This window comes from Roseovarius confluentis, assembly GCF_002917925.1.
Taxonomy (GTDB): domain Bacteria; phylum Pseudomonadota; class Alphaproteobacteria; order Rhodobacterales; family Rhodobacteraceae; genus Roseovarius; species Roseovarius confluentis.
This window is the reverse complement of sequence record NZ_PPFE01000009.1, coordinates 114749-137319: the sequence shown is the minus strand read 5'-3', so window position 1 is coordinate 137319 and position 22571 is coordinate 114749. Positions and strand designations below refer to the sequence as shown.

Here is a 22571-nt window from a genome sequence, read left to right as displayed (position 1 = left end):
GCGTCCCGTTATACGTTGGCCGAGGCGGAATGTCTTCCGCCTCGACAGGGCTGGCCGTTGTTTGTGCCAGCGTGAATGACCAAGAGGCCGTCAGATACGCAGGAAGCGGTTGCGCTTCGCCACGTAGGGCGCATCGGAGTAGTTGCTCCAGACACCGACGTTGTTGCGGGCCTCGAGGAAGCTGTCGATGATCTCGGCAGCCAGGGCGCTGTGATCGCGGGTTTCCTCGATCACCTCGGTCGCGGCCTCGCCGAATGCCTCGTAGACGTCATCGTTGAACTCGCGCAGCTCCACGCCGTACTCGTTGACCAGACGGTTCAGGTAGATACCGTTTTGATAGTTGGTCTCGGCGGGCTGGCGGGCGTTCTCTTCGGCACAGCAGACGGTGATGATGCGCTTGTCGCTTTCGCTCAGGGCGTCCCACCAGTCCTTGTTCATGCCCAGGCTGACCTGCGAGGCCGGCTCGTGCATACCCGGCCAGTAATAGTATTGCGCCGCCTCGTAGAGCTTGAGGAAGAAGTCGTTCCACGGACCCACCCATTCGGTCGCGTCGATGGCGCCCGAAACGAGGTTTTCGTAGATCTGACCACCCGGAAGCGAAACCGGCGAGGCGCCGACCTTGGCCATGACGTCGCCGCCGAGGCCGGGGATACGCATCTTGAGGCCCTTGAGATCTTCGGGCGAGTTGATTTCCTTGTTGAACCAGCCGCCCATCTGCAGGCCGGTGTTGCCACACGGAATGCCCTTGATGCCGAACTCGGCGCCGATCTTGTCCAGCAGATCCTGACCGCCGCCGAACTTCATCCAGGCGTCAATCTCGGAGTAGGTCAGGCCGAAGGGGACGGCCGTGAATGGCGCCCAGCCGGGGTGCTTGCCCTTCCAATAGTAATCGGTGCCGATATAGGCGCTTGCGTTGCCAGAGGCGACCTCGTCAAAGCTGTCGAACGCGCCCACGCGCTCGCCGGCAGCGAAGTATTGCACGGCGATCCGTCCTTCGGTCACTTCCTCGATTCGCGCTGCCAGGCGTTGGGCACTGGTGCCGAGACCCGGGAAGTCACGGCCCCAGGTCGATACGATCGTCATTTCGATCCGGTCTTGTGCGACCGCGGGTGCGGCCAGTGCCGAAGCGGCTGCGCCGGTCGTGGCGTATTTCAGAAACTTACGTCTCTCCATTCTTCATTCCTCCTGTTGATGGTATTTTTGTTCGGGGTGTTTTCGTGCGAGCACCTAGCTGTGAGACTGAGTACGTCAGTCGCGTCCGTTTTCAAACCATAAGCAGCAACCCCCAATGCGCTCGCTGAGCGATGCAAATGGTGCCCAACCCATTGCAGGAAACATAGCTGTTATGCATTTCGTGACAATCATTGTTTTATGCACGAAATTGCGGCACGGCTCCGCTCAAGTGATTAATATTGTAGCGATTGAGGGGCGGAGCTGATTGCAAGTCGATCGGTGCGGCAGAACATGCCGTCCATCCGCTCGCAAGATTGCGAACGAGAGCTAGTTTGCCGCGCGCAGGCTCGCGGGATTCTCGTAAGGTGACGTTGGGTAATGCGCGGGTCGATCTGCGGACGAACCGGTATTGGATCAGGGAGCAAGAATATTGTCGGCATTGACGAAGAACGCACCGGGCGCGATCGAGACCGCACGCATGATCGAGTCGGGTGAGATGACCGCCACGCAGGCGGTGCGGCAGCGGCTGGAGATCATCGAGCAACTGGAGCCGGAGCTGAAGGCGTGGGTTTACGTGGATGAAAGCGGAGCACTGGACGCAGCAGAGAGGATCGATGCTGCGCCTGTTTCCGGCAAACTTCGCGGTGTCCCCATCGCGGTGAAAGATATCTTTGCGGTCAGAGACATGCCGTGGCGTTGCGGTTCCGCGATCTGGAAGGATCGGGTTGCAGGGTTCGATGCGGGGGCGGTCGCGCTGGCGCGCGGCGCGGGTGGTATCGCGCTTGGAAAGACGGAAACGACCGAGTTCGCGTTTTATCAGCCGACACGCACGCGCAACCCGCATGATCCGAGCCGCACGCCCGGAGGATCGTCCTCGGGTTCGGCCGCCGCGGTCGCGTGTGGCATGGTGCCGCTTGCCTTCGGGACGCAGACCTCCGGTTCGATCATTCGCCCGGCGTCGTTCTGCGGTGTGGTGGGGTTCAAACCGTCCTTCGATCTGGTCGAAACCGGCGGTGTCGCACCGCTTTCGCGCGGCCTGGATACAGTTGGGGTGTTCGCGCGGTCCGTGCCGGATGCGGCGCTTTTCGTCGAGGCGCTGACAGGGCTGGACCTGCAACCGGATGCAAGTGCCGCGCCGCCGAAACTGCCAGTCTACCGCTCGCCCGTGTGGAACGAGGCCGAGCCGGAGCTGGTGCAGGCATGGGCGGCGTTTGAGACGGGGCTGGGTGACAAGGTCTCGGAGTGTGAGTTCGCGCCCGAGATCGTGGCCGCGTTTGAGGATGCGCCGGGGCTGCATGCGCGAATCATGGCGATGGAAGCGGCGGAGGCGCTGGCCCATGAACATGCCGAATGGCCAGACCTGCTGTCGGACGCGCTGAGAGCCGAGCTGGAAAAAGGCAGCGCCTTTGCAGGCGATCAAAAGATTGCGGACAGGCAGGCCATGCGCAGCTTGCGCCATCTGGTCGACGGGCTTGTGCCGCGCGATGCAGTCTGGTTGACGCCCTCGTCCACGGGACCCGCACCGCTTTTTGAAAGCGGGACTGGGTCGCCCAGTTTCAACCGGATCTGGAGCCTGCTGGGCCTTCCGTGTTGCTCGGTGCCTCTGTTGCAGACGGATGCGGGCCTGCCCATGGGCGTTCAGGTTGTGGGAGCGATGGGAAACGACCGAGGGGTTCTGACGGTCGCAGACTGGCTTATGTCGCGCTTTCTTCCTGATTGAAGTCGCCGCATCGTGCCGCGTGATACCGGTGGGTCGGACATCAAGAGAAAGGCTGCCACGTTCGAGCGGTAGGGTGGATGGTCGTGACTACGCCGTGCCGTCGTCGGGCTTGGACTTGAACGAGGCGGCGGATTGGTTGAACAGGATGCTGTTGTTGTCCACCCGGTGGCGTCCGCCATTCTGTTCGGATTTGTGCAAGTCGATCGCGCGTTGCACAGCCGGGCGTGCCTTGATCCTGGCCCGCCAGTCGGCCACGCGGGGAAAATCATCCAGCGAGGCGCCGAGCGGCTTTGCGATGAAGGCCCACGGAAAGGCCAGCATGTCCGCGATGGAGTAGTCGCCCAGGATATAGTCGCGCGTCTCCAGGCGTGCCTCGAGGACGCCGAGGTTGCGGTCGTATTCGCCCAGGTAGCGCTTGAAGCCGTAGTCGCGCTCGTCCTCCGGGGCGTAATTGCGGAAATGGCTGAGCTGTCCGCCCATCGGCCCCTGGTTCCCGACCTGCCAGAACAGCCACTCCATCAGTTCTTTCCGGGCACGCAGGTCGCTTTCGGGCGGGGCGAACTGGCCGGTCTTGTCAGCAAGGTAAAGCAGAATCGCACCGGACTCGAACACCGGCACGGGGGTGTCGCCCCACGTCGCATCGGGCGCGTGATCGACGATGGCTGGCATCTTTGCATTGGGGCTGATCTGAAGAAAGCCGGGGGCAAACTGGTCCCCCTCGCTGAGGCGCATAAGGATCGGGCGATAGTCCAACCCCGTCTCCTCGAGCATTATGGCGGCCTTCCAGCCGTTGGGCGTGGGGGCATAGTAGAAGTCTATCATTCGGTGCTGTCCTGCGTGTCGGTGGCGATGCCGTCCGCTATCATCGCGTCGATTTCGGCCGCGGCGTAGCCCGCCTCTGCCAACACGGTGCGGGTGTCTTCGCCAAGCCGTCGGGCAGGGCGGGGGACGTCTGGCGGCGTGGCGGAAAACCGGGCCGGCGTCTGCGTCTGGCGCAGCGGGCCGGCCTGGGGGTGATCCTGTTCGAGGATGATCCGATTGGCGGCGACCTGCGGGTGGGCGTAAACCTCGGCCCGGGTCAGGACCGGGGCGCAGGGCACGTCATGGGCGCCAAGGCGGTCCATCCAGTTGGCGGTCGTGTCCTGCAGCAGCGCCTCCTGCGTCAGTTCCAGCCGCGCGGGCTTGTTCTCTTCGCGCGCCGCGACCGTGGCAAAACGCGGGTCGTTCAGCCAGTCGGGCCGGTTCACCGCGGCGGCGAGCCCGGCCCAGGTGTTGTCGGTGTGGGCCGAGACTGCCATCCAGCCATCCCTGGTCTGGTAAATGAGTTCCACGAAGGTCTGCGCATCGGCGCTTTTCTCCGGTTCGACCTCGTCACCGATGAAGGTGTAGCCGGCCATGTCCGAGCTCCAGAGAAAGGCCAGCACCGTGTCCAGCATGGATATCCGCACGTGGCTGCCTTCACCGGTGCGTCCGCGGGCCAGCAAGGCGGCAGTGATGCTTTGAGCGGTCTGGATCGCGGTCAGCTTGTCGGGCAGGATGGTGCGCACCAACCGGGGACGCGCGGCATCCGCGCCGCCCTGCACGCTGGCCAGCCCGGACAGTGCCTGAATAAGCGGGTCGTAGACGGGCTTGCCGGCCCAGTCGCCGTGAAACCCGAAACCGGCGATGGAGGTGTAGATGATGTCGGGTCGTACCGCGCGCACCGCCGCCTCGCCCAGCCCGATCCGCTCGGCCACGCCGGGGCGGAAGTTCTGCACGAAGACGTCCGCCGACTGGCAGAGGCGCAGCGCGGCCGCAACGCCGCGCGGATCCTTGAGGTTCAGCGTGACGGATTTCTTGCCGCGATTGTTGTTGAGGAACGAGGCCGAGAAGCCGCCGCGCCGTCCGGTCACCTGACGGCTGTGATCGCCGCCTTCCGGGTGTTCGATCTTGATCACCTCGGCGCCCTGATCGGCAAGCGTCATCGTGGCCAGCGGGCCAGAGATCATCGTCGTCAGGTCAATTATACGATACCCGTGCAGCGGTCCTGGCATCTGGTGCGTCTCCACTATGATCCTTGTGCCGGGGGAGCAGACCCCGCCGCAACTCTGAACCGTCCTGCGCCGAGATACAAACCAAGGAATGCCGGCGCGGTCCGCTTGCTACCTGGCGCGGCACAGCGGCTTGCGGCCACTGCATCGCAATCTTGTGACCGCTCTTGGCCGTGCTGCGGGTGCTTTGACGTGCAAATTCGAGGTCTGCACCTTGGGGGCGACCGTGAGTCCTCGACCCCAAACGGAATGAAGGCGCAGTTGCGCAGGGAGCTGGCATGCAAGGGAGAAGTGGCAGCCCGTAGGGGAATCGAACCCCTCTTTCCAGGTTGAAAACCTGGCGTCCTAACCGATAGACGAACGGGCCATGCCTTGGCGTGAGCGTGTAACTATGAAAAAGCCGCGACCGGCGCAAGGGGATTCTTGCATAATTTTGCGGGTATCGCGGAGCCTGGGCGGGACGTGGCGCTCAGGCGGCGGGAGCGGCGTCTTCGAGGCGGAGTTGCACGGTCTGGCGGCCGCCCCAGGTGTTGATGTCAAGGCGTCCGGCCAGGTGGAACCGTGCGCCGCCATGCTGTTCCAAAGCCTGGCCCAGCGCCGTGTCGTAAGCGCCAAAGGCAATTGCGTCGAGACTTGGCCCGGTGCCATCACCGAAGCGGATCTTCAGGTGGCTTTCGCCGACACGCTTGGCGAAGGTGATGCCCATGTCGGAAAAGGCATAGCGGGGGCCGGGTGCGCCGGCGCCGAAGGGGCCGGCCTGTTCGATCTGGTCAACGAGTTCCGGCGTGGCGGCGCCGGGCATAAGCAGGCCATCAAGCGCCAGGTCAGCGGGGCCGGAGCTGCCTGCACCCTGGCGGGCGAGGAGGTCGGAGAGGCGGGTCATCGCGGCGTCGAGCTTGCCCCGTGCCACGGTCAGGCCGGCGGCCATCCTGTGCCCGCCGCCCTTGAGCAAAAGCCCCTCGGCGGCAAGGCGCTGGATGGCGTGGCCGAGATCGACGCCGGAGACCGAACGGCCCGAGCCCTTGCCTTCGTCTCCGTCAAAGCCGATGACGATGGCGGGGCGGTTGGTGGCTTCCTTGAGGCGCGAGGCGACGATTCCGACGACGCCCGGATGCCAGCCTTCGCCCGCGGCCCAGACAAGGGGAGCGTCGAGACCGCGCTCCTCGGCCTGATCGAGGGCGGCGGCGCGGACGGCGGTTTCGACGTCGCGGCGCTCGGTGTTGAGTTCGTCCAGTTTCTCGGCCAACGACACAGCCTCGGCCGGGTCGTTGCAGGCCAGAAGGCGCGCGCCCAGATCGGCGCGGCCCACCCGGCCGCCGGCATTGACGCGCGGGCCGAGGACGAAGCCGAGGTGATAGGCGGTGGGCGCGGTATCGAGCCGCGACACGTCACCCAGCGCCACGAGGCCGGGGCGGCGGCGCTGGCCCATGACGGCGAGGCCCGTGCGTACGAAGGCGCGGTTGACGTCGCGCAGAGGGGCCACGTCAGCGACGGTGGCCAAGGCCACGAGGTCGAGCATCGCCATGAGATCGGGGCCTTGTTTGCCGGCGTCGCGCAGTTGGCGGCCGGCCTCGACCAGCATGAGGAACACCACGGCAGCGGCGCAGAGATGCGAAAGGTCGCCGCTTTCATCCTGACGGTTGGGGTTCACCACGGCCAGTGCGGGCGGCAGGGTTTCGCCACCGAGATGGTGATCGAGCACGACGACATCGGCGGCGGTGGCGGCGGCCAGCGCCTCGTGGCTGAGTGTGCCGCAATCGACGCAGAGGATCAGATCGTGCGCGGCGGCGAGTTCGGCCATGGCGGGGGCGTTCGGGCCGTAGCCTTCGTCGATGCGGTCGGGAACGTAGAGCGTGGCGTTCAATCCCATCTGGCGCAGCCAGTCGATCAGGAGGGCCGCCGACGCGCCTCCGTCGACATCGTAGTCGGCGAAGACGGCAATTTTCTCGCGCCGTTCGACCGCCTGAAGGAATCGTGCGGCGGCGGTTTCCATGTCCTTCAGGCTGCGCGGATCGGGCATGAGGTCGCGCAGCTTGGGGTCGAGATATGCCGCAGCGTCGGAGGAGGTCACGCCGAGGCGCGCCAGCGTCTGGCAGAGGGGACGGGGCAGGGTGGTGTCCTGTGCCATCGCCTCGGCGAGGCGGTCAGTATCGGGGGTGGGGCCTATCCAGCGGCGCCCGGTCAGGGAGCGCGCGACTCCGAGGTAGCTCATGAAAGGTCGCGCAGGATCGCGGCGACGGAGCGGGCCCGGCAGAACTCGCCGTGCAGGTGCGATACGGCGGTGGTGTGGATCGGTTCGGGATCCATCGGTGACAGGTCGGGGTTCCAGCCGGTGTCGGCGGAGAACGAAAAGGCGGCGCAGGCATCGTGTGCGAGCGTCACGTCATAGCCGATATTGTCGGCCCAGCGAACGTTGGTGGACACACAGTGCGGCGTGGTCAGTCCGCATATCACCAGTTCGGTTGCGCCAAGATATGTCAGGTGCGAATGAAGCGCGGGGTCGACGAAGGCGGAGTTGGTGGATTTTTCGAACACCGGCTCGCCGGTCAGCGGCATCATCTGCGGCTTGAACTCGCAACCGCCCGAGTCGGGATGGATCGGACTGCCTACGACCTTGCTGAGGTGCAGGACGTGGCAAATGGGGGCGTCGCGTTCGCGCCACGCCGACAGGAGCTGGGACGCGCGATCCTCGGCGTCGGGGTTGTTGCGGGCGCCCCAGAAATCGGCGTCAAAGCCGGTTTGGAAGTCGATAAGGACGAGGGCAGGTAACATTGGTCTCACATCGGGTGGCGACAGGTCATGATGCGGCGTTCTCCGGTAGAAGAACGCAGCAGGAGCGTTTGGGTTTCGATACTGTCGCCTCGCGGCTTGAGCCCGGCGACCAGCGAGCCTTGCGTCACGCCGGTGGCGGCGAAGATCACGTCGGACGACACCATTTCGTCCCTTGTGTAGACGCGGTCGAAATCTGTGATGCCGGCCTTTTCGGCGCGGCCCCGCTCGTCATCGTTGCGAAAGAGCAGCCGACCCCAGATCTGGCCGCCCAGGCATTTCAGGGCGCCGGCCGCCAGCACACCTTCGGGTGCGCCGCCAGAGCCCATGTACATGTCGATTCCGGTCGCCTCGGGATCGGCGCAGTGCATGACGCCGGCCACGTCGCCGTCGCCGATGAGATAGATCGAGGCGCCGGTGGCGCGCAGTTCGGCGATCGTGGCCTCGTGACGGGGGCGTTCCAAGACGCAGACGGTGATGTCCGAGGGGTCGACGCCCTTCTCCTTGGCAAGGGCCCGGACCCGTTCGGCGGGGGACATGTCGAGCGAGACCACGCCCTCGGGATAGCCGGGTCCGACGGCGAGCTTGTCCATGTAGACGTCCGGCGCGTGCAGCATCGTGCCACGCGGCGCCATTGAAATCACTGTGAGCGCGTTCGGCATGGCCTTGGCGGTGATGGTGGTGCCTTCGAGCGGGTCGAGCGCGATGTCGACCTCAGGGCCGTTCCCCGAGCCGACCTCTTCACCGATATAGAGCATCGGTGCCTCGTCCCGTTCGCCCTCGCCGATAACCACGGTGCCGGCGATGTCCATCGCGCCCAGTTCCTGGCGCATGGCGTTCACGGCGGCCTGATCGGCGGCTTTCTCGTCGCCGCGGCCGATCAGCGGGCGGCAGGCAAGCGCGGCTTGTTCAGACACGCGGGCCAAGGCGAGTGAGAGGAGGGCGTCGTTGAAAGGGGCGGTCATGAAAAAGTCCTTCGGGTCTTGAGGCCGGTCCAGCATTAACGGCTGGCCCGGCGTGGCACAAGGTCGGGCGCGTGCCTTAGACGCTTTCGATGCGCAGGGCGACGGGAGAGGAAGCGACGACATCGACCTGCGACAACGCCTCGAGCGCCGAGGCCAGTGCCGATGGCGCGGTCTTGTGGGTGACGATCAGCACCGGGGCGGTCGCCTCTTCGTGACGGTACTGGCGCATCCGGTCGATCGACACGCCGGCGTTGCCAAGGATGGTGGCGACTTTGGCCAGCGCACCGGGCTTGTCGTGCAGCGCCATGCGCAGGTAGTAGGGCACGGCCGCTGCTTCGGACGCCGTGGCCGGTTTGCCGAGGTCGGTGGCAGGAATGCCGAAGGTGGGCAGTCGCACGCCGCGTGCGATGTCCATCACGTCGCCCATAACCGCGCTGGCGGTGGGTCCTTCGCCGGCGCCGGGGCCGCGCAAGACGATCTGTTCCACGGCGTCGCCTTCGAGGACGACCATGTTGGTGCCGCCTTCAAGCTGGCCCAGCGGAGAGTTTTTCGGCACGAGGCAGGGCGACATGCGCTGTTCCAGCCCGCGCCCGGTCATCCGGGCGACGCCCAGAAGCTTTATGCGGTAGCCCATATCGGCGGCCTGTTTGATGTCGGCGATGGTGATTTTCTGGATGCCTTCAAGGCTGATGGCGTCGAAATCGACCTGCGTACCGAAGGCGATGGAGGCGAGGATGGCCAGCTTGTGGCCTGCGTCGATGCCGCCGACGTCGAGGTTCGGATCGGCCTCGAGATAGCCCAGTTGGTTTGCTTCCTCGAAGACGTCCTCATAAGGCAGGCCGGAGGACTGCATCCGGGTCAGGATGTAGTTGCAGGTGCCATTCATCACGCCCATGACGCGGGTGATCTCGTTGCCGGCGAGCCCCTCGGTCAGGGCCTTGATCACGGGGATGCCGCCCGCGACGGCGGCCTCGAAGCGCAGGGTGCGGCCTGCGGATTCGGCCTGTTCGGCGAGGGCTTGACCGTGGATGGCGAGCATCGCCTTGTTGGCTGTGACCACGTCCTTGCCGGCGGCAAGCGCGGCCTCGGTCGCGGCCTTGGCGGGACCGTCGGAACCGCCCATCAGTTCGATGAAGACATCGACATCGTCGCGGGTGGCCAGCGCCACCGGATCGTCTTCCCACTCATAGCTCGATAGAGAGACGCCGCGATCCTTGTCACGGGTGCGGGCGGAGACGGCGGAAATCGCAATCGGGCGGCCGGCGCGGGCAGCGAGAAGGCTGGCCTTCTGGCGAACTATCTTGACGACGCCGGTGCCGACGGTGCCGAGCCCGGCGATCCCGAGGCGAAGGGGGGTAGTCATGGGCGTTTCCTTGAGATTTTGTCGAGGCGGGTTGACTGGGGTTTAGCCGGTTGCGACAGGCCTTGCAACGCGGGTTTCTTGCCGCGCGAGGCCGTTTTCTTGAAAAGAAAACGGAGCGAAATCTTTGAACGATTTCGGGCGCGCTGGGTGGCGGGTGTTATTGCGGCACGTCGATCGTGATCTTGCGGTCGAGCCGCGCCCGCGAGGTATCGTTGATTACGGAGCCGCGCAGACGGGCGGCGCGGGCGCGCAGGGCGGCGACGCGGGCCTCGAGCGTGCGGGTGGTCTGCTCGCTGGTGCGCGGCGCGGCGACGCGGGCGCGCAGGTCCTCGACCGGCAGAAAGTCGGGATAGGGCGCGCGCCGCGTTTCGCGAGACGTAGCGTCGTCCAGTTCGGGAAACTGGGTGCAGGCCGACAGCGCGAGGGTCAGCGTGAGGGCTGTGAGGCCTATGAAGTAGCGCGTCGACGTCATGGTGCGTCTCTCATGCCACCGATCACGGTCGACAGGCAAGCGGGGCTTTTATCTGAACGGTCGTTCAGTTACCTATATTGCATGGCACGCACGCAAGGTTCGCATTCCAAGACCACAGGCCCGCGGGTGCGCGAGGCCGCGATGCGGCTTTTCGCGCGGCACGGGTTTGCCGCCGTTTCGATGCGGCAGATCGCGAACGAGGTTGGGGTGCAGGCGGGGGCGCTCTACAATTATACGCCCGACAAGCAATCGCTGCTGTTTGACCTGATGCGCGAGCACATGGACGCGTTGTTGGCCGCATGGCAGGCCGAGGACCCAGGCGGCGACGATCCCCGCGCCCGGCTCGAGGCGTTCACGCGGTTCCACATCCGGTTCAATACGCGGCGGGCCGACGCCGTGTTCGTGTCCTACATGGAGTTGCGTAACCTGACGGCCGAGAATTTTGAAGCTGTCACCGAAATGCGTCGGGTCTACGAGACCCGGCTGGAGGAGATCCTGTGCGCCGGGAAGGACGCGGGGGTCTTTACCTTGGCCGAGCCGCGGATCACGGCGATGGCGGTCATCGCTCTGCTGACCGGGGTCAATACCTGGTATCGCGAGGCGGGACGGCTGAACCTGGACGAGGTCGAGACGCTGTATTGGGACATGGTGCGCCGGCTGGTCGAGGGATAGCGCCGGGCGGAGCGTTTCTTTTCGCACTCGCGCCGAGTCCGCAATCCGGCTATCAGGCCGCCAACCGAACATGGAGACGGCGGGGATGGACGACGACGAGGTATTGGCGGTCATGCAGGCATCGACAGGGCGGCGCGTGCTGGGCGTCGGTTGCCTTGCGGTGCTGGGAGCGGTGCTGATCTGGATCGGGCTGACGCGCAGTTTCGATGCGGTTGCCTGGCAGCTGTTCCTGGTTCTGCTGGGCGCCGCGGCGGTCTGGATGGGAGACGCGATGCGCCGGGCCACGGCGCAGAGGGTCGAACTGACACGGTACGCGGTGCGCAGCAGCGACGGCGAGGTGATCGTGGCGATTTCTGATATCGAGACGATGGACCGGGGCCTGTTCGCCTTCAAACCGTCGAACGGCTTTCTTGTGAAGGCGAAAACGAAAGCCCCGGCGCGGTGGCGCCCGGGGCTGTGGTGGCGGATCGGTCGCCGGATCGGGCTGGGCGGGGTCACGCCCGGACACCAGTCGAAAATGATGGCCGAGATGATCGCCGCCCTGATGGCAGATCGCGCCTGAGGCGCGGATTAATTCTGAAGCCCGCAGATCCCTTCGTAGCAGATCTGGGGCGCGAAGCGGATCGCGCTGAACACCCGGGTGCTGATGGTCACGTCGTTGAGGCCAACGTTGAAGAGCGGTTCATAGGACGAGGTGGACTCGACCAGGATGATCTCTTCGCCGTCCGCGACGTCGGGCAGGGTAGCATGCGAGTCCTTGACCTGCGCGGTGGTCAACTGGGCCATGGGGCCTGTGCCGCGCACCTGCGACCAGGCGATACCGTATTCGTCGTCGTCTTTGTCGTAGGACACGACCGAGACGCGGATCTGGTTGACGCCGTTGTCGTTGGTGATCTCGTCGAACAGGATCTTGGCGTTGTCAATATAAATCGAAGTCAGGCCGGCCGCCCGCGTTTCGCGAGAGATCATGTCCGCGATGGTGAACGTGCCCTTTTCACGGACGCTCTTGTAGCGGTGGATCTCGAAGAAGTCGAAAGTGGCGGCCATACCCCAGAAGAGCAGGGGCAGTGACAGCACGGATTCGACCGTGAGCGAGCCGCGCGTTCCTTCGAGAAAACTGCGCAGGGAAACTTTGAGACGGGCCATCAGCATCAGTTCGGCTCCTGTACGAAGGCGGTCATGGAAATGATCGAAGCCTCGCCGCTGCCATCCTTCTCAAGTGCCGAGCCCAGGAATTCCTTGGGGAAGAAGGGCTCGTACTTGTAACAGGCGCGCATCAGCATCAGCTGGTTTGCGACACCGGGGGTGAAGGTGCGCACGGGCTTGGCCGGTTCGGCCTTGTCCGTGCAGTCAGCCGTCGTATCCAGCGATTGCAGAGCGAAGATGTCGGCCGGGCGCATTTCCAGCCGCAGCTTGTCCTTGCAGTTCAGAACCATGACTGCGTTGTCGCAGACAATATCCTTGATGGCGTCATGCTGGGGGGCGGTACCTGTCCCGAGGCGTACCTCGCGCACCGCGATATCCATGCCGCGTTCCAGCAGCGTGTGGCGCATCGTCACGAAACCCAGCTCGATCGACATCAGGATGAACGACAGATAGATCGGAAAAATGATGACGAATTCGACCGATGCCGAGCCGCTTTCTTCATAGCCCAGACGCAAAAGCGCTGTTTTAAGTCTGCGGATCATTGCGTCAACCTCAGGGCTTGCATGTTGCCGGCGATGGAACCGAACGCATCGGTGATGTCGAGGCCCTCGACACGGTAGTAATGCGCGTTGGACGAAGCGCAGCCTTTCAGAGCAGTTTCGGCAACGCCACCCTCCGAGATTTCAAAGCCAATCGTGTAGATGATAGAGCCTGCCCTTTTCGCGGCACCGCAGACTTCGTTCATCCGCCGGTTTTTGGTTTCGCCGGTGATGCTTTCGGAATAGCGATAGTCATTCCAAGGCTCCCAGTTGCCCGTTATCTGCCCATAGTAGTAAGGCGACATCAGACCCCACGCCTCTTCCCAAGAAAGATCTTCGCTGGAAATGAAACCGGGGATGCTATTTTTGAAATCATTGAATTCCGCGGCCGTGTGCCAGCTACCTAACTCAACGTTATAGAAAGCCTCTCTCTCGTAATCCCCGTGTCGGTTGGTCGGATCGGGATCTTCAAGAAAATATGCCGATCTTTCCACGCCGTCACCTTTATAGATGCATTCCCATCCGCCTCTGGAACACATTTGTTCGTACAAAGGGTGATAATAGTGACGGTCCTTGTTGCGGTTCTGGTAGGCGTACTGGAATTCCATGTTCTCGTACTTGACCTTGTGGAGATCAGAATGGGCGCCTCGGAATTCGGGGTTCGACTTGTCAAAGAAATATGTCGTGGTGTTCTGTCCGTCGCCCATGACGATCATAACCTTAAGCGTTTCAGGCTGGTCGTAGTCGGCGGGGACGTTCGTTAGAGATGCATCGATTTCCCCGTCAGCAATGAGCGACGCAGATACTTCGCGCCAATCAGGGTGCAACAGTGCGGAGCCGTATTTGATCCCCTGATCGGTCGACGTGTTGCCTGCAGCTTCAAGCCCGTCGATCTTGGCGTGCAGATCCGAGACGCTGAAAGAATAGGGCATTATCTGGAAGTACTCGTCCGTATAGCAGGACCGCCATTCCGAATCCAAATTGTCAAACCCGCCATACATCGAGGTGTACACGGCCTGCTTGAGGTTCTGTCCCGAACTGTTGGAAGAGGAGCCCGTCGCTAGAGAAGCGTGTGAGTAGTCGTTTTCTTCGAGATAGAGACAGTTGGAGTACGAATGGTCTTGGCCGACGGCCAAAACCTTGAAGATCCCGTCCGTGGGCGTGACTGAAGTGCTGAACGGCACAATAGAGATAACGGTGCTGCCTTCCACGGAGTTGCCAAGGATTTTAGTCACAAATGACTTGGCTGCAGTCTTGAGATTGCCGATCTTCCCGTTGTCATCCATCGATCCGGATACGTCCAGGACGAGAACTACTTCGAGCTTGGGTATCCGCATCTCGGCCGTAGACTGGACCGTGGCCGAGAGCTGCTCCACTCCTGAAAGCTTCATCAGGTATGTGTCCATGTCGAAATCGGCGGACGCCGTCACTTTAGACGTGTTGAGTGTCATTGTGATGTCGTCTTCGTTGATCATTTTGAGGTATTGTGCCATCCCAGATTTGGCGAAGTAATCTTCGACGACATGCTTGGCTTCATCTTCTGACGAGGCGCCGGCCCCGGCCAGAACGGCGGAGTCGAGCGTCGCCTGCAGGTGCGCGCGGTGCATCTCGTGGCGCATCGTGTCGATGCCGAGGCCGGCCATCACGAGCATGAAGATGAAGATGAAAAGCGTGAGGATGACCATCGAGCCATCCTCGTCTTTGCGGAAATTCGAAACGCGGCTACGCGCCATTGCGTATGTCGGCAGGGATGTACTTTGTTGCGACCGGATTATAAATTTCGACACGATCATTTTTTGACACCTCTTCGGATGGTTCCCGCCCCAGGAACGGATTAAATCCCTGTTGTTATCAGGAAGGTCTATGGTCAAATTAAGGCGAAAACGGGAAGAAATTGGCAGTATTGACGACCAGCAAGAGATAAATCTTTCAAATCTTCCAGACTGTTACGGAACGGTCGACAAAGCCGGGAATCGCGGCTCGGCCGCGCGGCGCACAGGCACCCGGGAGGCGGCGGGCATCTATGGTGGACAATTGGGACACTTCGCTTAACCATTGTGACATGCATGCGGGCTATGGGGAGTCGTGCCACATGCGCCAGAAGAGGGAGACCCAACCATGAATGCACCTATCAAGGAGCCGACGTTTCGCGAAAGCGTGGACCTGATGTTCAACCGCGCGGTATCGCTGATGGATCTGCCGCCGGGCCTGGAAGAGAAGATCCGGGTCTGCAACGCGACCTACACGGTGCGGTTCGGGGTCCGCCTGCGCGGGCACATCCACACCTTCACCGGCTATCGCAGCGTGCATTCCGAGCACATGGAGCCCGTGAAGGGCGGCATCCGCTATTCCATGGCGGTGAACCAGGACGAGGTCGAGGCGCTGGCGGCGCTGATGACCTACAAGTGTGCATTGGTCGAGGCGCCTTTCGGTGGATCGAAGGGCGGATTGTGCGTGGACCCGCTCGAATGGGATGAGCATGAGCTGGAGTTGATCACGCGACGGTTCGCCTACGAGCTGGCCAAGCGCGACCTGATCCATCCCGCGCAGAACGTGCCTGCGCCCGACATGGGCACGGGCGAGCGCGAGATGGCATGGATCGCCGACCAGTACCGCCGGATGAACACCACCGACATCAACAGCCGCGCCTGCGTTACGGGCAAGCCGGTCCATGCCGGCGGTATCCAGGGCCGGACCGAGGCCACCGGCCGCGGCGTGCAATACGCGTTGCAGGAGTTCTTCCGTCATCCCGAGGACGTGAAAGCAACCGGCATGAGCGGGTCACTGGACGGCAAGCGAGTGATCGTGCAGGGCCTCGGCAATGTGGGCTATCATGCGGCCAAGTTCCTGTCCGAGGAAGATGGCTGCAAGGTGATCGCGGTGATCGAGCGCGACGGTGGCCTCTACGACGAGACCGGGCTGAACATCGATGAGCTGCGGACCTGGATCGCCAAGCATGGCGGCGTCGACGGGTTTCCGTCGGGGAACTACATCAAGGATGGCGCCAGATACCTGGAAGAGGAGTGCGACATCCTGATCCCGGCCGCGATGGAGGGTGTGATCAACCTTGGCAATGCTGACCGTATTAAGGCGCCGCTGATCATCGAGGCCGCGAATGGTCCAGTTACGGCGGGTGCAGACGAGATTCTGCGTGGCAAGGGCACGGTGATCATTCCGGACATGTATGCCAACGCGGGCGGTGTGACGGTGTCCTATTTCGAGTGGGTCAAGAACCTGAGCCATATCCGGTTCGGGCGGATGGGCCGCAGGCAGGAAGAGGCGCGCCACGAACTGATCGTACGCGAGTTAAGCCGGCTGGACGATCATCTTGAAGGCGCGTGGTCGATGACGCCGGATTTCAAGCAGAAGTACCTGCGCGGTGCAGGCGAGCTTGAACTGGTGCGGTCTGGCCTGGACGACACGATGCGCGCGGCCTACCAGACCATGCGCGAGACGTGGCACGCCCGCGAGGACGTGACCGACCTGCGGACGGCGGCCTACCTTGTATCGATCGACAAGGTCGCGACCAGCTATCGCGCCGCGGGCCTCTAGGCGCGGACATTTGGCCGCGACGGTGAAAAAGACCTGCCGCTGCGGCGCGGTCGAAGTGACACTCGCGGTGCCCGCCAGCGGGGCGGGCACCCGTGTGACCTGCTACTGCAAGGACTGTCAGACCGCGGCGGGCCTGTTTGGTCACGCGGACGAGCTCTTGTCGCCCGGCGGCGGCAGCGAGATTTGGCAGACGACGCCGGATCGGGTCACGATCGACGCCGGGGCGGAGCATCTCGTAATACTTCGCCTGTCGCCCAAAGGCTTGTTCCGCTGGCACGCGAGATGCTGCGATACGCCGATCTTCAACACCATGTCGCGGGTGGGCTTGCCCTTTGTCGGCGTGGTTCTTCTGCAGGCAGAGTTGGACGGCATGGCGTCCGGGCTGGGACCGTCGCGATGCCGGGCGTTTACGAAACATGCAAGGCCCGAACCAGGCGCGCCCCAGTCCGATCGTGGATTTATCGGCGCAGGCCTTCGTGTTCTGGGCTGTATGACTAGTGCGTGGACCAGCGGGCGGGCAAAGTCGAACCCTCTTCTAACTGCGGAAGGTGTGCCGATCGCGCCGGTCTCTGTCATTCCTTTGGAGCAGCGCCAGCGGGCCACGCCAGACCACCTGCGCTGAACGGTCCGGTTTCGCCGCTCGTGGGCGCAGGGGCCAGTTGCCATTCCTCTTCGAACTTGCTTCACTCGCGCCCGTGGCGATGGAGATGACAAGATGCGGTTTTCGGGGCTGCGCGTCCTCAGGGAAGGTCTGACCGGCAATCGTGGCTGGCAGGCGCATTGGCGCGATGCAAGCCCGAAGGATGCCTATGACGTGGTGATCATCGGGGGCGGCGGGCATGGGCTGTCGACCGCCTATTACCTGGCGCGCGAGCACGGGATCACGAACGTGGCGGTACTGGAAAAAGGGTACCTGGGCGGCGGAAATGTGGGGCGCAATACCACCATCGTGCGGGCGAATTATTTCCTGCCCGGCAACTCGGAATTTTACAGCCACTCGCTGAAGCTGTGGGAAGGGTTGGAGCAGGAGCTGAACTACAACGTGATGCATTCGCAGCGCGGGCAGATCGTGGTGTTCCACTCCGACGGGCAGCGCGACGCGGCGATCCGCCGTGGCAACGCGATGCGCAACCAGGGCGATGACGCGGAGCTGCTGAGCGTTGCGCAGTTGAAGAAGGTGTTGCCGTACCTTGATTACGCGCAGGCGCGGTTCCCCATCTATGGCGGCCTATTGCAGCGGCGCGCAGGAACGGCGCGGCATGATGCGGTGGCTTGGGGCTATGCCCGCGGGGCGAGCGACCGGGGTGTGGACCTGATCCAGAACTGCGAGGTGACGGGCATCGACATCGAGGGCGGCGTGGTCAAAGGCGTGCAGACCTCACGCGGGGCGATCCGGGCCAAGAAGGTCGCGGTGATCGTCGCGGGCCGGTCAAGCCAGGTGGCCGCGATGGCCGGAATGCGCCTGCCGATCGAGAGCCATGTGTTGCAGGCCTTCGTAACAGAAGGGTTGAAACCCTGCATCGACCACGTGGTCAGTTTTGGCATGGGGCATTTCTATATCAGCCAGTCGGACAAGGGCGGGCTGGTTTTTGGCGGGGACCTGGACATGTATGCCAGCTATGCCGCGCGGGGGAACCTGCCGCTGGTCGAGCACGTGATGGAGGCAGGCATGACCCTGATGCCGATGATCGGACAGGCGAAGGTGCTGCGCAGCTGGGGCGGAATCATGGACATGAGCCCGGATGGCAGCCCGATTATCGACCGCGCGCCGGTCGAGGGACTCTACCTGAATTGTGGCTGGTGCTATGGCGGATTCAAAGCGGTGCCCGGCTCTGGACATTGCATGGCGCATCTGGTGGCGACGGACCGCCCGCACAAGGCGGCGGAACGGCTGCGGCTGGACCGGTTCCGCACCGGGCGTGGGCTGATGGATGAGGAGGGGACCGGTGCACAGCACAACCTGCATTGAGGTGCTATTGGCGGGCGTCCGTCCATGAGTATTTCTGGCAAGAAAAAGCCGGGGGTGGTGGCATGAGGCTGCCCTGTCCGATCTGCGGCGAGCGGGACCGCCGGGAGTTTTACTATGCCGGTCACGCGGTGGCGCTGGAACGCCCCGGTGAAGGCGCGGGCGCGAAGGCATGGGACGATTACGTGCACAACCGCGAGAACCCCTGTGGCGAGACGCGCGACCTGTGGTTTCACGAAAGCGGCTGCGGCGCGTGGCTCGTGGTGACGCGGGACACGGCCAGCCATGCGGTTCTGAGCGCGGTGCTGGCGGAAGAGGCGGCGCGATGAGGCTGGACGGTGACGGGCTGATCGACCGGTCACGGCCACTGGCTTTTACCTTCGATGGGCGGCAACACCTTGGGTTTGAGGGCGACACGTTGGCCTCGGCGCTGATGGGCGCGGGGGTCAAGGTGGTGGCGCGGTCGTTCAAGTATCACCGGCCGCGGGGCGTTTTCACTGCGGGCAGCGAGGAGCCCAATGCGTTAGTCACCCTGGGGCACGGTGCGGGGCAGGAGCCCAATGCGCGGGCCACGATGGTGGAGCTGTACGAAGGGTTGCAGGCGTTCGGGCAGAACGCGTGGCCGTCGGTTGAGTTCGACCTGATGGCGGTGAACGACCTCGGTGCGCCGTTCCTTGGCGCGGGGTTCTACTACAAGACCTTCATGTGGCCGAGGGCGTTCTGGGAGAAGGTCTACGAGCCGGTCATTCGCCGGGCAGCCGGGCTGGGCACCCTGTCGCGAAAGACGGGTCCGGAACGGTGGGAGCGCGCCTTTGCGCATTGCGACGTTCTGGTCATCGGCGCGGGACCTTCCGGGCTGATGGCCGCGATGACGGCGGCCGAGGCCGGGGCGGACGTGATCCTGGCCGAGGAGGACACGCGGGCGGGCGGACGGCTGAATGCCGAGGTCGAGGAGGTGGATGGGCAGGCAGGTCATGCCTGGGCCGAAGCGATGCGGGTGCGGCTGGCGGCTATGGGGAATGTGCGGGTGATGACGCGCACCGCGGTGGTGGGGGGCTATGATCAGGGCACATATGCTGCGCTGGAGCGTTTGGCGACTGAGGCGGATCGCGCGTTGAAGGGATGCTTCTGGCGGATCGTCGCCAAGCGGTCGGTTCTGGCGGCGGGGGCGATCGAACGGCCCGTGGCATTCGCCAACAACGACCGGCCCGGTGTTATGATGGCGGGCGCCCTGAGGGCCTATGTGAACCGTTGGCGGGTATGCCCCGGACGCCGCGTAGCGGTTTTCGCCAACAGCGATGCGGGACATCGAACGGCGCGGGACTTGAAGGCGGCGGGCGTTCATGTATCGGCGCTGATCGACGCGCGAGCGGATGCGGTCTGTGACCTCGACGTGCCGTTTTACGCGGGTGGGCAGGTCTGTGGCACCGTTGGGCGCAAGGGGGTGGAGGCCGTGCGCTTTCGGCAGGGCGACCGGATCGAGGCGGTGCAGGCCGACGTGCTGGCCATGTCGGGCGGGTGGAACCCGAGCGTGCACCTGAGCTGTCACATGGGCGGGCGGCCCGTGTGGGACGAAGGGCTGGCGGCGTTCCTGCCGCGCGAGGGGGCGGTGCCGGGGATGCGCTATGCGGGAGCGGCGATGGGGGCGTTCTCGACCCGCGGATGTCTGGAAAGCGGTGCTGCGGCGGGCAGGGCGGTGGTGGAGGACCTTGGGCTGCAAGCGGTTGAGGCGCCTGTGCCGGGGGCGGAAGACGGCACCTATGAGATCACGCCGTTTTGGCATGTTCCGGGCAAGGGCCGGTCATGGCTGGATTTCCAGAATGACGTCACGGTGAAGGACGTGACGCTGGCTGCGCAGGAGAATTTTACCTCGGTCGAGCACATGAAGCGCTACACCACCCAGGGCATGGCCCCGGACCAGGGCAAGAATTCCAACGTCGCGGCGCTGGCGGTCTTGGCCGACGCCACCGGGCGCGGGATCGCAGAGACCGGGACGACCACCTTTCGCCCGCCTTATGTGCCGGTGCCGATTGCCGCAATGGGCGCGGGGGCGAAAGGCAAGGGTTTCGCGCCGGAGCGGTTCACCACCTCGCACGCGGCCAGTGTCGCGCGCAACGCGCCGATGATCGAAGCGGGGCTGTGGTACCGGCCCAGCTATTTCCCAAAGGCGGGTGAAACGCAGTGGCGGCAATCCTGCGACCGCGAGGTGCGGATGGTGCGCGACCACGTCGGCATCTGCGATGTCTCGACACTGGGAAAAATCGACGTGCAAGGGCCGGATGCGGCGGCGTTCCTCGATTTCCTGTACACCGGCATGATGTCGACGCTGAAGGTGGGGCGTGTGCGCTATGGCCTGATGCTGCGCGTGGACGGGCATGTCATGGATGACGGCACTTGCGCGCGCCTGGGCGACCGGCATTTTCTTGTCTCCACCACCACGGCGGCAGCGGGACAGGTGATGCGGCACATGGAGTTCGCTCACCAGGTGCTGCGGCCCGATCTGGATGTGCGCTTTGCCTCGGTTACCGAGCAATGGGCTCAGTTCGCGGTAGCCGGGCCGAAATCACGGACGCTGCTGGAGGAGGTGGTCGGGCAGGCGCTTGGCAACGAGGACTGGCCCTTCATGGCGTGCGGGGACGTGCGAACGGGTGGCATCGGGGCGCGGCTTTTCCGGATCTCGTTCTCGGGCGAGCTGGCCTATGAGATCGCGGTGCCGTCGCGATATGGCGCGGCGCTCTTTGATCTGCTGGTCGAGAAGGCCGAGGCGCGGGAGGGCGGTCCTTATGGTATGGAGGCGCTCAATGTCATGCGGATCGAGAAAGGGTTCATCACCCATGCCGAGATCCACGGGCGCACCACGGCGTTCGACATCGGGATGCAGGGCATGATGAGCGACAGGAAGGATTTCATCGGCAAGGCGATGGCGGCGCGGCCGGGATTGATGGACGAGGACCGGGCGCAGCTTGTGGGGCTGAAGCCGGTGGGCGCGGTGAAGGAACTGATCGCGGGGGCGCATCTTTTCGCTCCTGGCGCGGAGGCGGTGAGCGAGACCGACGAGGGCTACATCACTTCGGTGGCGTTTTCACCGATGCTGGGGCATGTGATCGGGCTCGGGTTTCTGGCACGGGGCCGGGCGCGGATCGGTGAGCATGTGCGGATGGTGGAGCATCTGAAAGGCTCGGCGACGCTGTGCGAGGTCGTTGCGCCGGGCGGTTTCGATCCCGAGGGAGGGCGGATGCGTGGGTGAGCTGACGGCGCAGAGCCCGATGGACGGAATGATGCCGACAAGGATCGGCGGTGTCGCGCTGCGCGAGGTCGACCTTGGCGCGCTGACACTTGTCATGCCCTATCGCGGCGCGGATGACGCGCTTTCGGGCGCGCTGGAGGCCGGGCATGGGCTGCGCTGGCCCGACGCGGGGCGAATGACAGGAACGACGGAGCGCGGTGTGATGTGGTTCGGGCGCACGCAGGCCCTGCTGATCGGTGTGGAGCCGGGTGAGGGACTGTCGGTTCATGCGGCGCTGGTGGATCAAAGCGATGCGTGGGCGGCTGTCGAGATCGAGGGCGACAGGGCCGCCGAGGCGCTGGCGCGGCTGACGCCGGTAGACCTGCGGACCGGGGTGTTCGGAGTGGGGCACACGGCGCGGACGGAAGTGGCGCATATGGCGGCCTCGCTGACGCGCACGGGTGAGGCGACGTTTCTTCTTATGGTCTTTCGGGCCTTTTCGCGGACGCTGGTGCATGAGCTTGGCACGGCGCTGGAAGGGGTTGCCGTGCGGGCGGCGCGTTGACAGAGTTGGGCCTGTACCGGGGGTGGCCGAAAGGACGGGCGATGTTTGGCAGGATATTGTGGATGGCCGGGGCGCTATGCCTCGCGGTGCCGATGTCGGTCGTGGCGGCGGTGGACAAGACGGTCATATGCACCGAGACCGCGAAGGTCGTCGGGATTGCCGCGGCCGAGCGAAAGGCCGGCAAGGACGCTGAGCGCATCAAGCGAGAGCTGACCAGCGGTGCCGCCAAGGTGGAGGCCCGGCTGACGCCCATGGTGCCGCCGCTGGTGGACTGGGTGTTCACGATCGACGCACAGGAAATGGGCAAGCCGGATGCGGCCCGCGTCGTGACAGAGCGCTATCGCGAAGGCTGTCTGGGGTTCCAGCCCTAAATCGTGCAAACCGCCTTGGCGCGGGCATTCGGTTGGACCATA

Annotated in this window: 21 protein-coding genes and 1 tRNA gene; 10 read left to right on the top strand and 12 right to left on the bottom strand. The window is 64.1% G+C overall.

The genetic code is table 11. The features are described 5' to 3' along the window. Positions 1-90 precede the first annotated feature (90 nt). Positions 91-1173, bottom strand: coding sequence for a TRAP transporter substrate-binding protein (locus C2I35_RS17810; RefSeq protein ID WP_103764401.1), 1083 nt, complete (start codon positions 1171-1173; stop codon positions 91-93). A 430-nt stretch (positions 1174-1603) separates the two neighbouring features. On the opposite strand from C2I35_RS17810, the gene C2I35_RS17805 reads away from it, so the two are divergent. Continuing rightward, entirely contained in the window at positions 1604-2893 is a 1290-nt protein-coding gene (locus tag C2I35_RS17805; RefSeq protein WP_146050065.1) for an amidase, read from the top strand. 87 nt (positions 2894-2980) lie between these two features. On the opposite strand, the gene C2I35_RS17800 is transcribed toward C2I35_RS17805, so the two are convergent. The 8 genes from C2I35_RS17800 to C2I35_RS17765 all read right to left on the bottom strand — a co-directional run bounded on the left by C2I35_RS17800 (position 2981) and on the right by C2I35_RS17765 (position 10492). Further along, on the bottom strand, positions 2981-3715 hold the full coding sequence (locus tag C2I35_RS17800) for a glutathione binding-like protein (protein WP_103764399.1): 735 nt from the start codon (positions 3713-3715) through the stop codon (positions 2981-2983). Beyond that, complete coding sequence (locus C2I35_RS17795; RefSeq protein WP_103764441.1) at positions 3712-4926, bottom strand: CaiB/BaiF CoA transferase family protein; 1215 nt, start codon at positions 4924-4926, stop codon at positions 3712-3714. Before C2I35_RS17795 ends, C2I35_RS17800 begins: the two co-directional genes overlap by 4 nt. Positions 4927-5215: 289 nt before the next feature. Beyond that, positions 5216-5290: transfer RNA gene (locus tag C2I35_RS17790), tRNA-Glu, on the bottom strand. A gap of 102 nt (positions 5291-5392) precedes the next feature. Further along, a complete protein-coding gene (gene recJ, locus C2I35_RS17785) occupies positions 5393-7135 on the bottom strand; it encodes a single-stranded-DNA-specific exonuclease RecJ (RefSeq protein ID WP_103764398.1) in 1743 nt (580 codons plus the stop codon). Beyond that, positions 7132-7695: an isochorismatase family protein gene (locus C2I35_RS17780; RefSeq protein WP_103764397.1), complete on the bottom strand. Its 564-nt coding sequence runs from the start codon at positions 7693-7695 to the stop codon at positions 7132-7134. The genes recJ and C2I35_RS17780 overlap by 4 nt, the downstream gene beginning before the upstream one ends. 5 nt (positions 7696-7700) lie before the next feature. Beyond that, on the bottom strand, positions 7701-8657 hold the full coding sequence (glpX, locus tag C2I35_RS17775) for a class II fructose-bisphosphatase (RefSeq protein WP_103764440.1): 957 nt from the start codon (positions 8655-8657) through the stop codon (positions 7701-7703). Positions 8658-8733: 76 nt separating this feature from the next. Then, positions 8734-10020, bottom strand: a complete 1287-nt coding sequence (locus tag C2I35_RS17770; RefSeq protein WP_103764396.1) for a homoserine dehydrogenase — start codon at positions 10018-10020, stop codon at positions 8734-8736. Positions 10021-10177: 157 nt separating this feature from the next. After that, complete coding sequence (locus C2I35_RS17765; protein ID WP_103764395.1) at positions 10178-10492, bottom strand: hypothetical protein; 315 nt, start codon at positions 10490-10492, stop codon at positions 10178-10180. A gap of 81 nt (positions 10493-10573) precedes the next feature. Here C2I35_RS17765 and C2I35_RS17760 point away from each other — a divergent pair, with 81 nt between their 5' ends. Both C2I35_RS17760 and C2I35_RS17755 read left to right on the top strand, forming a co-directional pair. Beyond that, positions 10574-11164 carry a TetR/AcrR family transcriptional regulator gene (locus C2I35_RS17760; protein ID WP_103764394.1) on the top strand — a complete coding sequence of 197 codons (591 nt, stop codon included), beginning with the start codon at positions 10574-10576 and terminating at the stop codon, positions 11162-11164. 85 nt (positions 11165-11249) lie between these two features. Next, positions 11250-11726: a hypothetical protein gene (locus C2I35_RS17755; RefSeq protein WP_245890536.1), complete on the top strand. Its 477-nt coding sequence runs from the start codon at positions 11250-11252 to the stop codon at positions 11724-11726. 8 nt (positions 11727-11734) lie between these two features. On the opposite strand, the gene C2I35_RS17750 is transcribed toward C2I35_RS17755, so the two are convergent. The 3 genes from C2I35_RS17750 to C2I35_RS17740 are packed head-to-tail and all read right to left on the bottom strand — an operon-like array spanning position 11735 to position 14642. Further along, positions 11735-12316 (bottom strand): TadE/TadG family type IV pilus assembly protein, encoded by a 582-nt coding sequence (locus tag C2I35_RS17750; RefSeq protein WP_103764392.1) that lies wholly within the window; start codon positions 12314-12316, stop codon positions 11735-11737. Continuing rightward, positions 12316-12852, bottom strand: a complete 537-nt coding sequence (locus tag C2I35_RS17745; RefSeq protein ID WP_103764391.1) for a TadE/TadG family type IV pilus assembly protein — start codon at positions 12850-12852, stop codon at positions 12316-12318. The genes C2I35_RS17750 and C2I35_RS17745 overlap by 1 nt, the downstream gene beginning before the upstream one ends. Beyond that, a complete protein-coding gene (locus C2I35_RS17740; protein WP_245890535.1) occupies positions 12849-14642 on the bottom strand; it encodes a pilus assembly protein TadG-related protein in 1794 nt (597 codons plus the stop codon). The genes C2I35_RS17745 and C2I35_RS17740 overlap by 4 nt, the downstream gene beginning before the upstream one ends. Before the next feature lie 325 nt (positions 14643-14967). On the opposite strand from C2I35_RS17740, the gene C2I35_RS17735 reads away from it, so the two are divergent. From C2I35_RS17735 to C2I35_RS17705, 7 genes are all read left to right on the top strand, one after another. After that, positions 14968-16401, top strand: coding sequence for a Glu/Leu/Phe/Val family dehydrogenase (locus C2I35_RS17735; RefSeq protein WP_103764389.1), 1434 nt, complete (start codon positions 14968-14970; stop codon positions 16399-16401). Between the two features lie 22 nt (positions 16402-16423). After that, the gene (locus C2I35_RS17730) at positions 16424-17023 is read left to right on the top strand and encodes a DUF6151 family protein (RefSeq protein ID WP_146050064.1); all 600 of its coding nucleotides are present in this window, start codon (positions 16424-16426) and stop codon (positions 17021-17023) included. Positions 17024-17116: 93 nt separating this feature from the next. Further along, on the top strand, positions 17117-18370 hold the full coding sequence (locus C2I35_RS17725; protein WP_103764387.1) for a sarcosine oxidase subunit beta family protein: 1254 nt from the start codon (positions 17117-17119) through the stop codon (positions 18368-18370). Between the two features lie 62 nt (positions 18371-18432). Then, positions 18433-18696 carry a sarcosine oxidase subunit delta gene (locus C2I35_RS17720; protein ID WP_103764386.1) on the top strand — a complete coding sequence of 88 codons (264 nt, stop codon included), beginning with the start codon at positions 18433-18435 and terminating at the stop codon, positions 18694-18696. Continuing rightward, positions 18693-21614, top strand: coding sequence for a sarcosine oxidase subunit alpha family protein (locus C2I35_RS17715; protein WP_103764385.1), 2922 nt, complete (start codon positions 18693-18695; stop codon positions 21612-21614). The genes C2I35_RS17720 and C2I35_RS17715 overlap by 4 nt, the downstream gene beginning before the upstream one ends. Next, positions 21607-22158, top strand: a complete 552-nt coding sequence (locus tag C2I35_RS17710; protein WP_103764384.1) for a sarcosine oxidase subunit gamma — start codon at positions 21607-21609, stop codon at positions 22156-22158. Before C2I35_RS17715 ends, C2I35_RS17710 begins: the two co-directional genes overlap by 8 nt. Positions 22159-22199: 41 nt before the next feature. Then, the gene (locus C2I35_RS17705; RefSeq protein WP_146050063.1) at positions 22200-22529 is read left to right on the top strand and encodes a hypothetical protein; all 330 of its coding nucleotides are present in this window, start codon (positions 22200-22202) and stop codon (positions 22527-22529) included. The last annotated feature ends 42 nt before the right edge of the window (positions 22530-22571 follow it).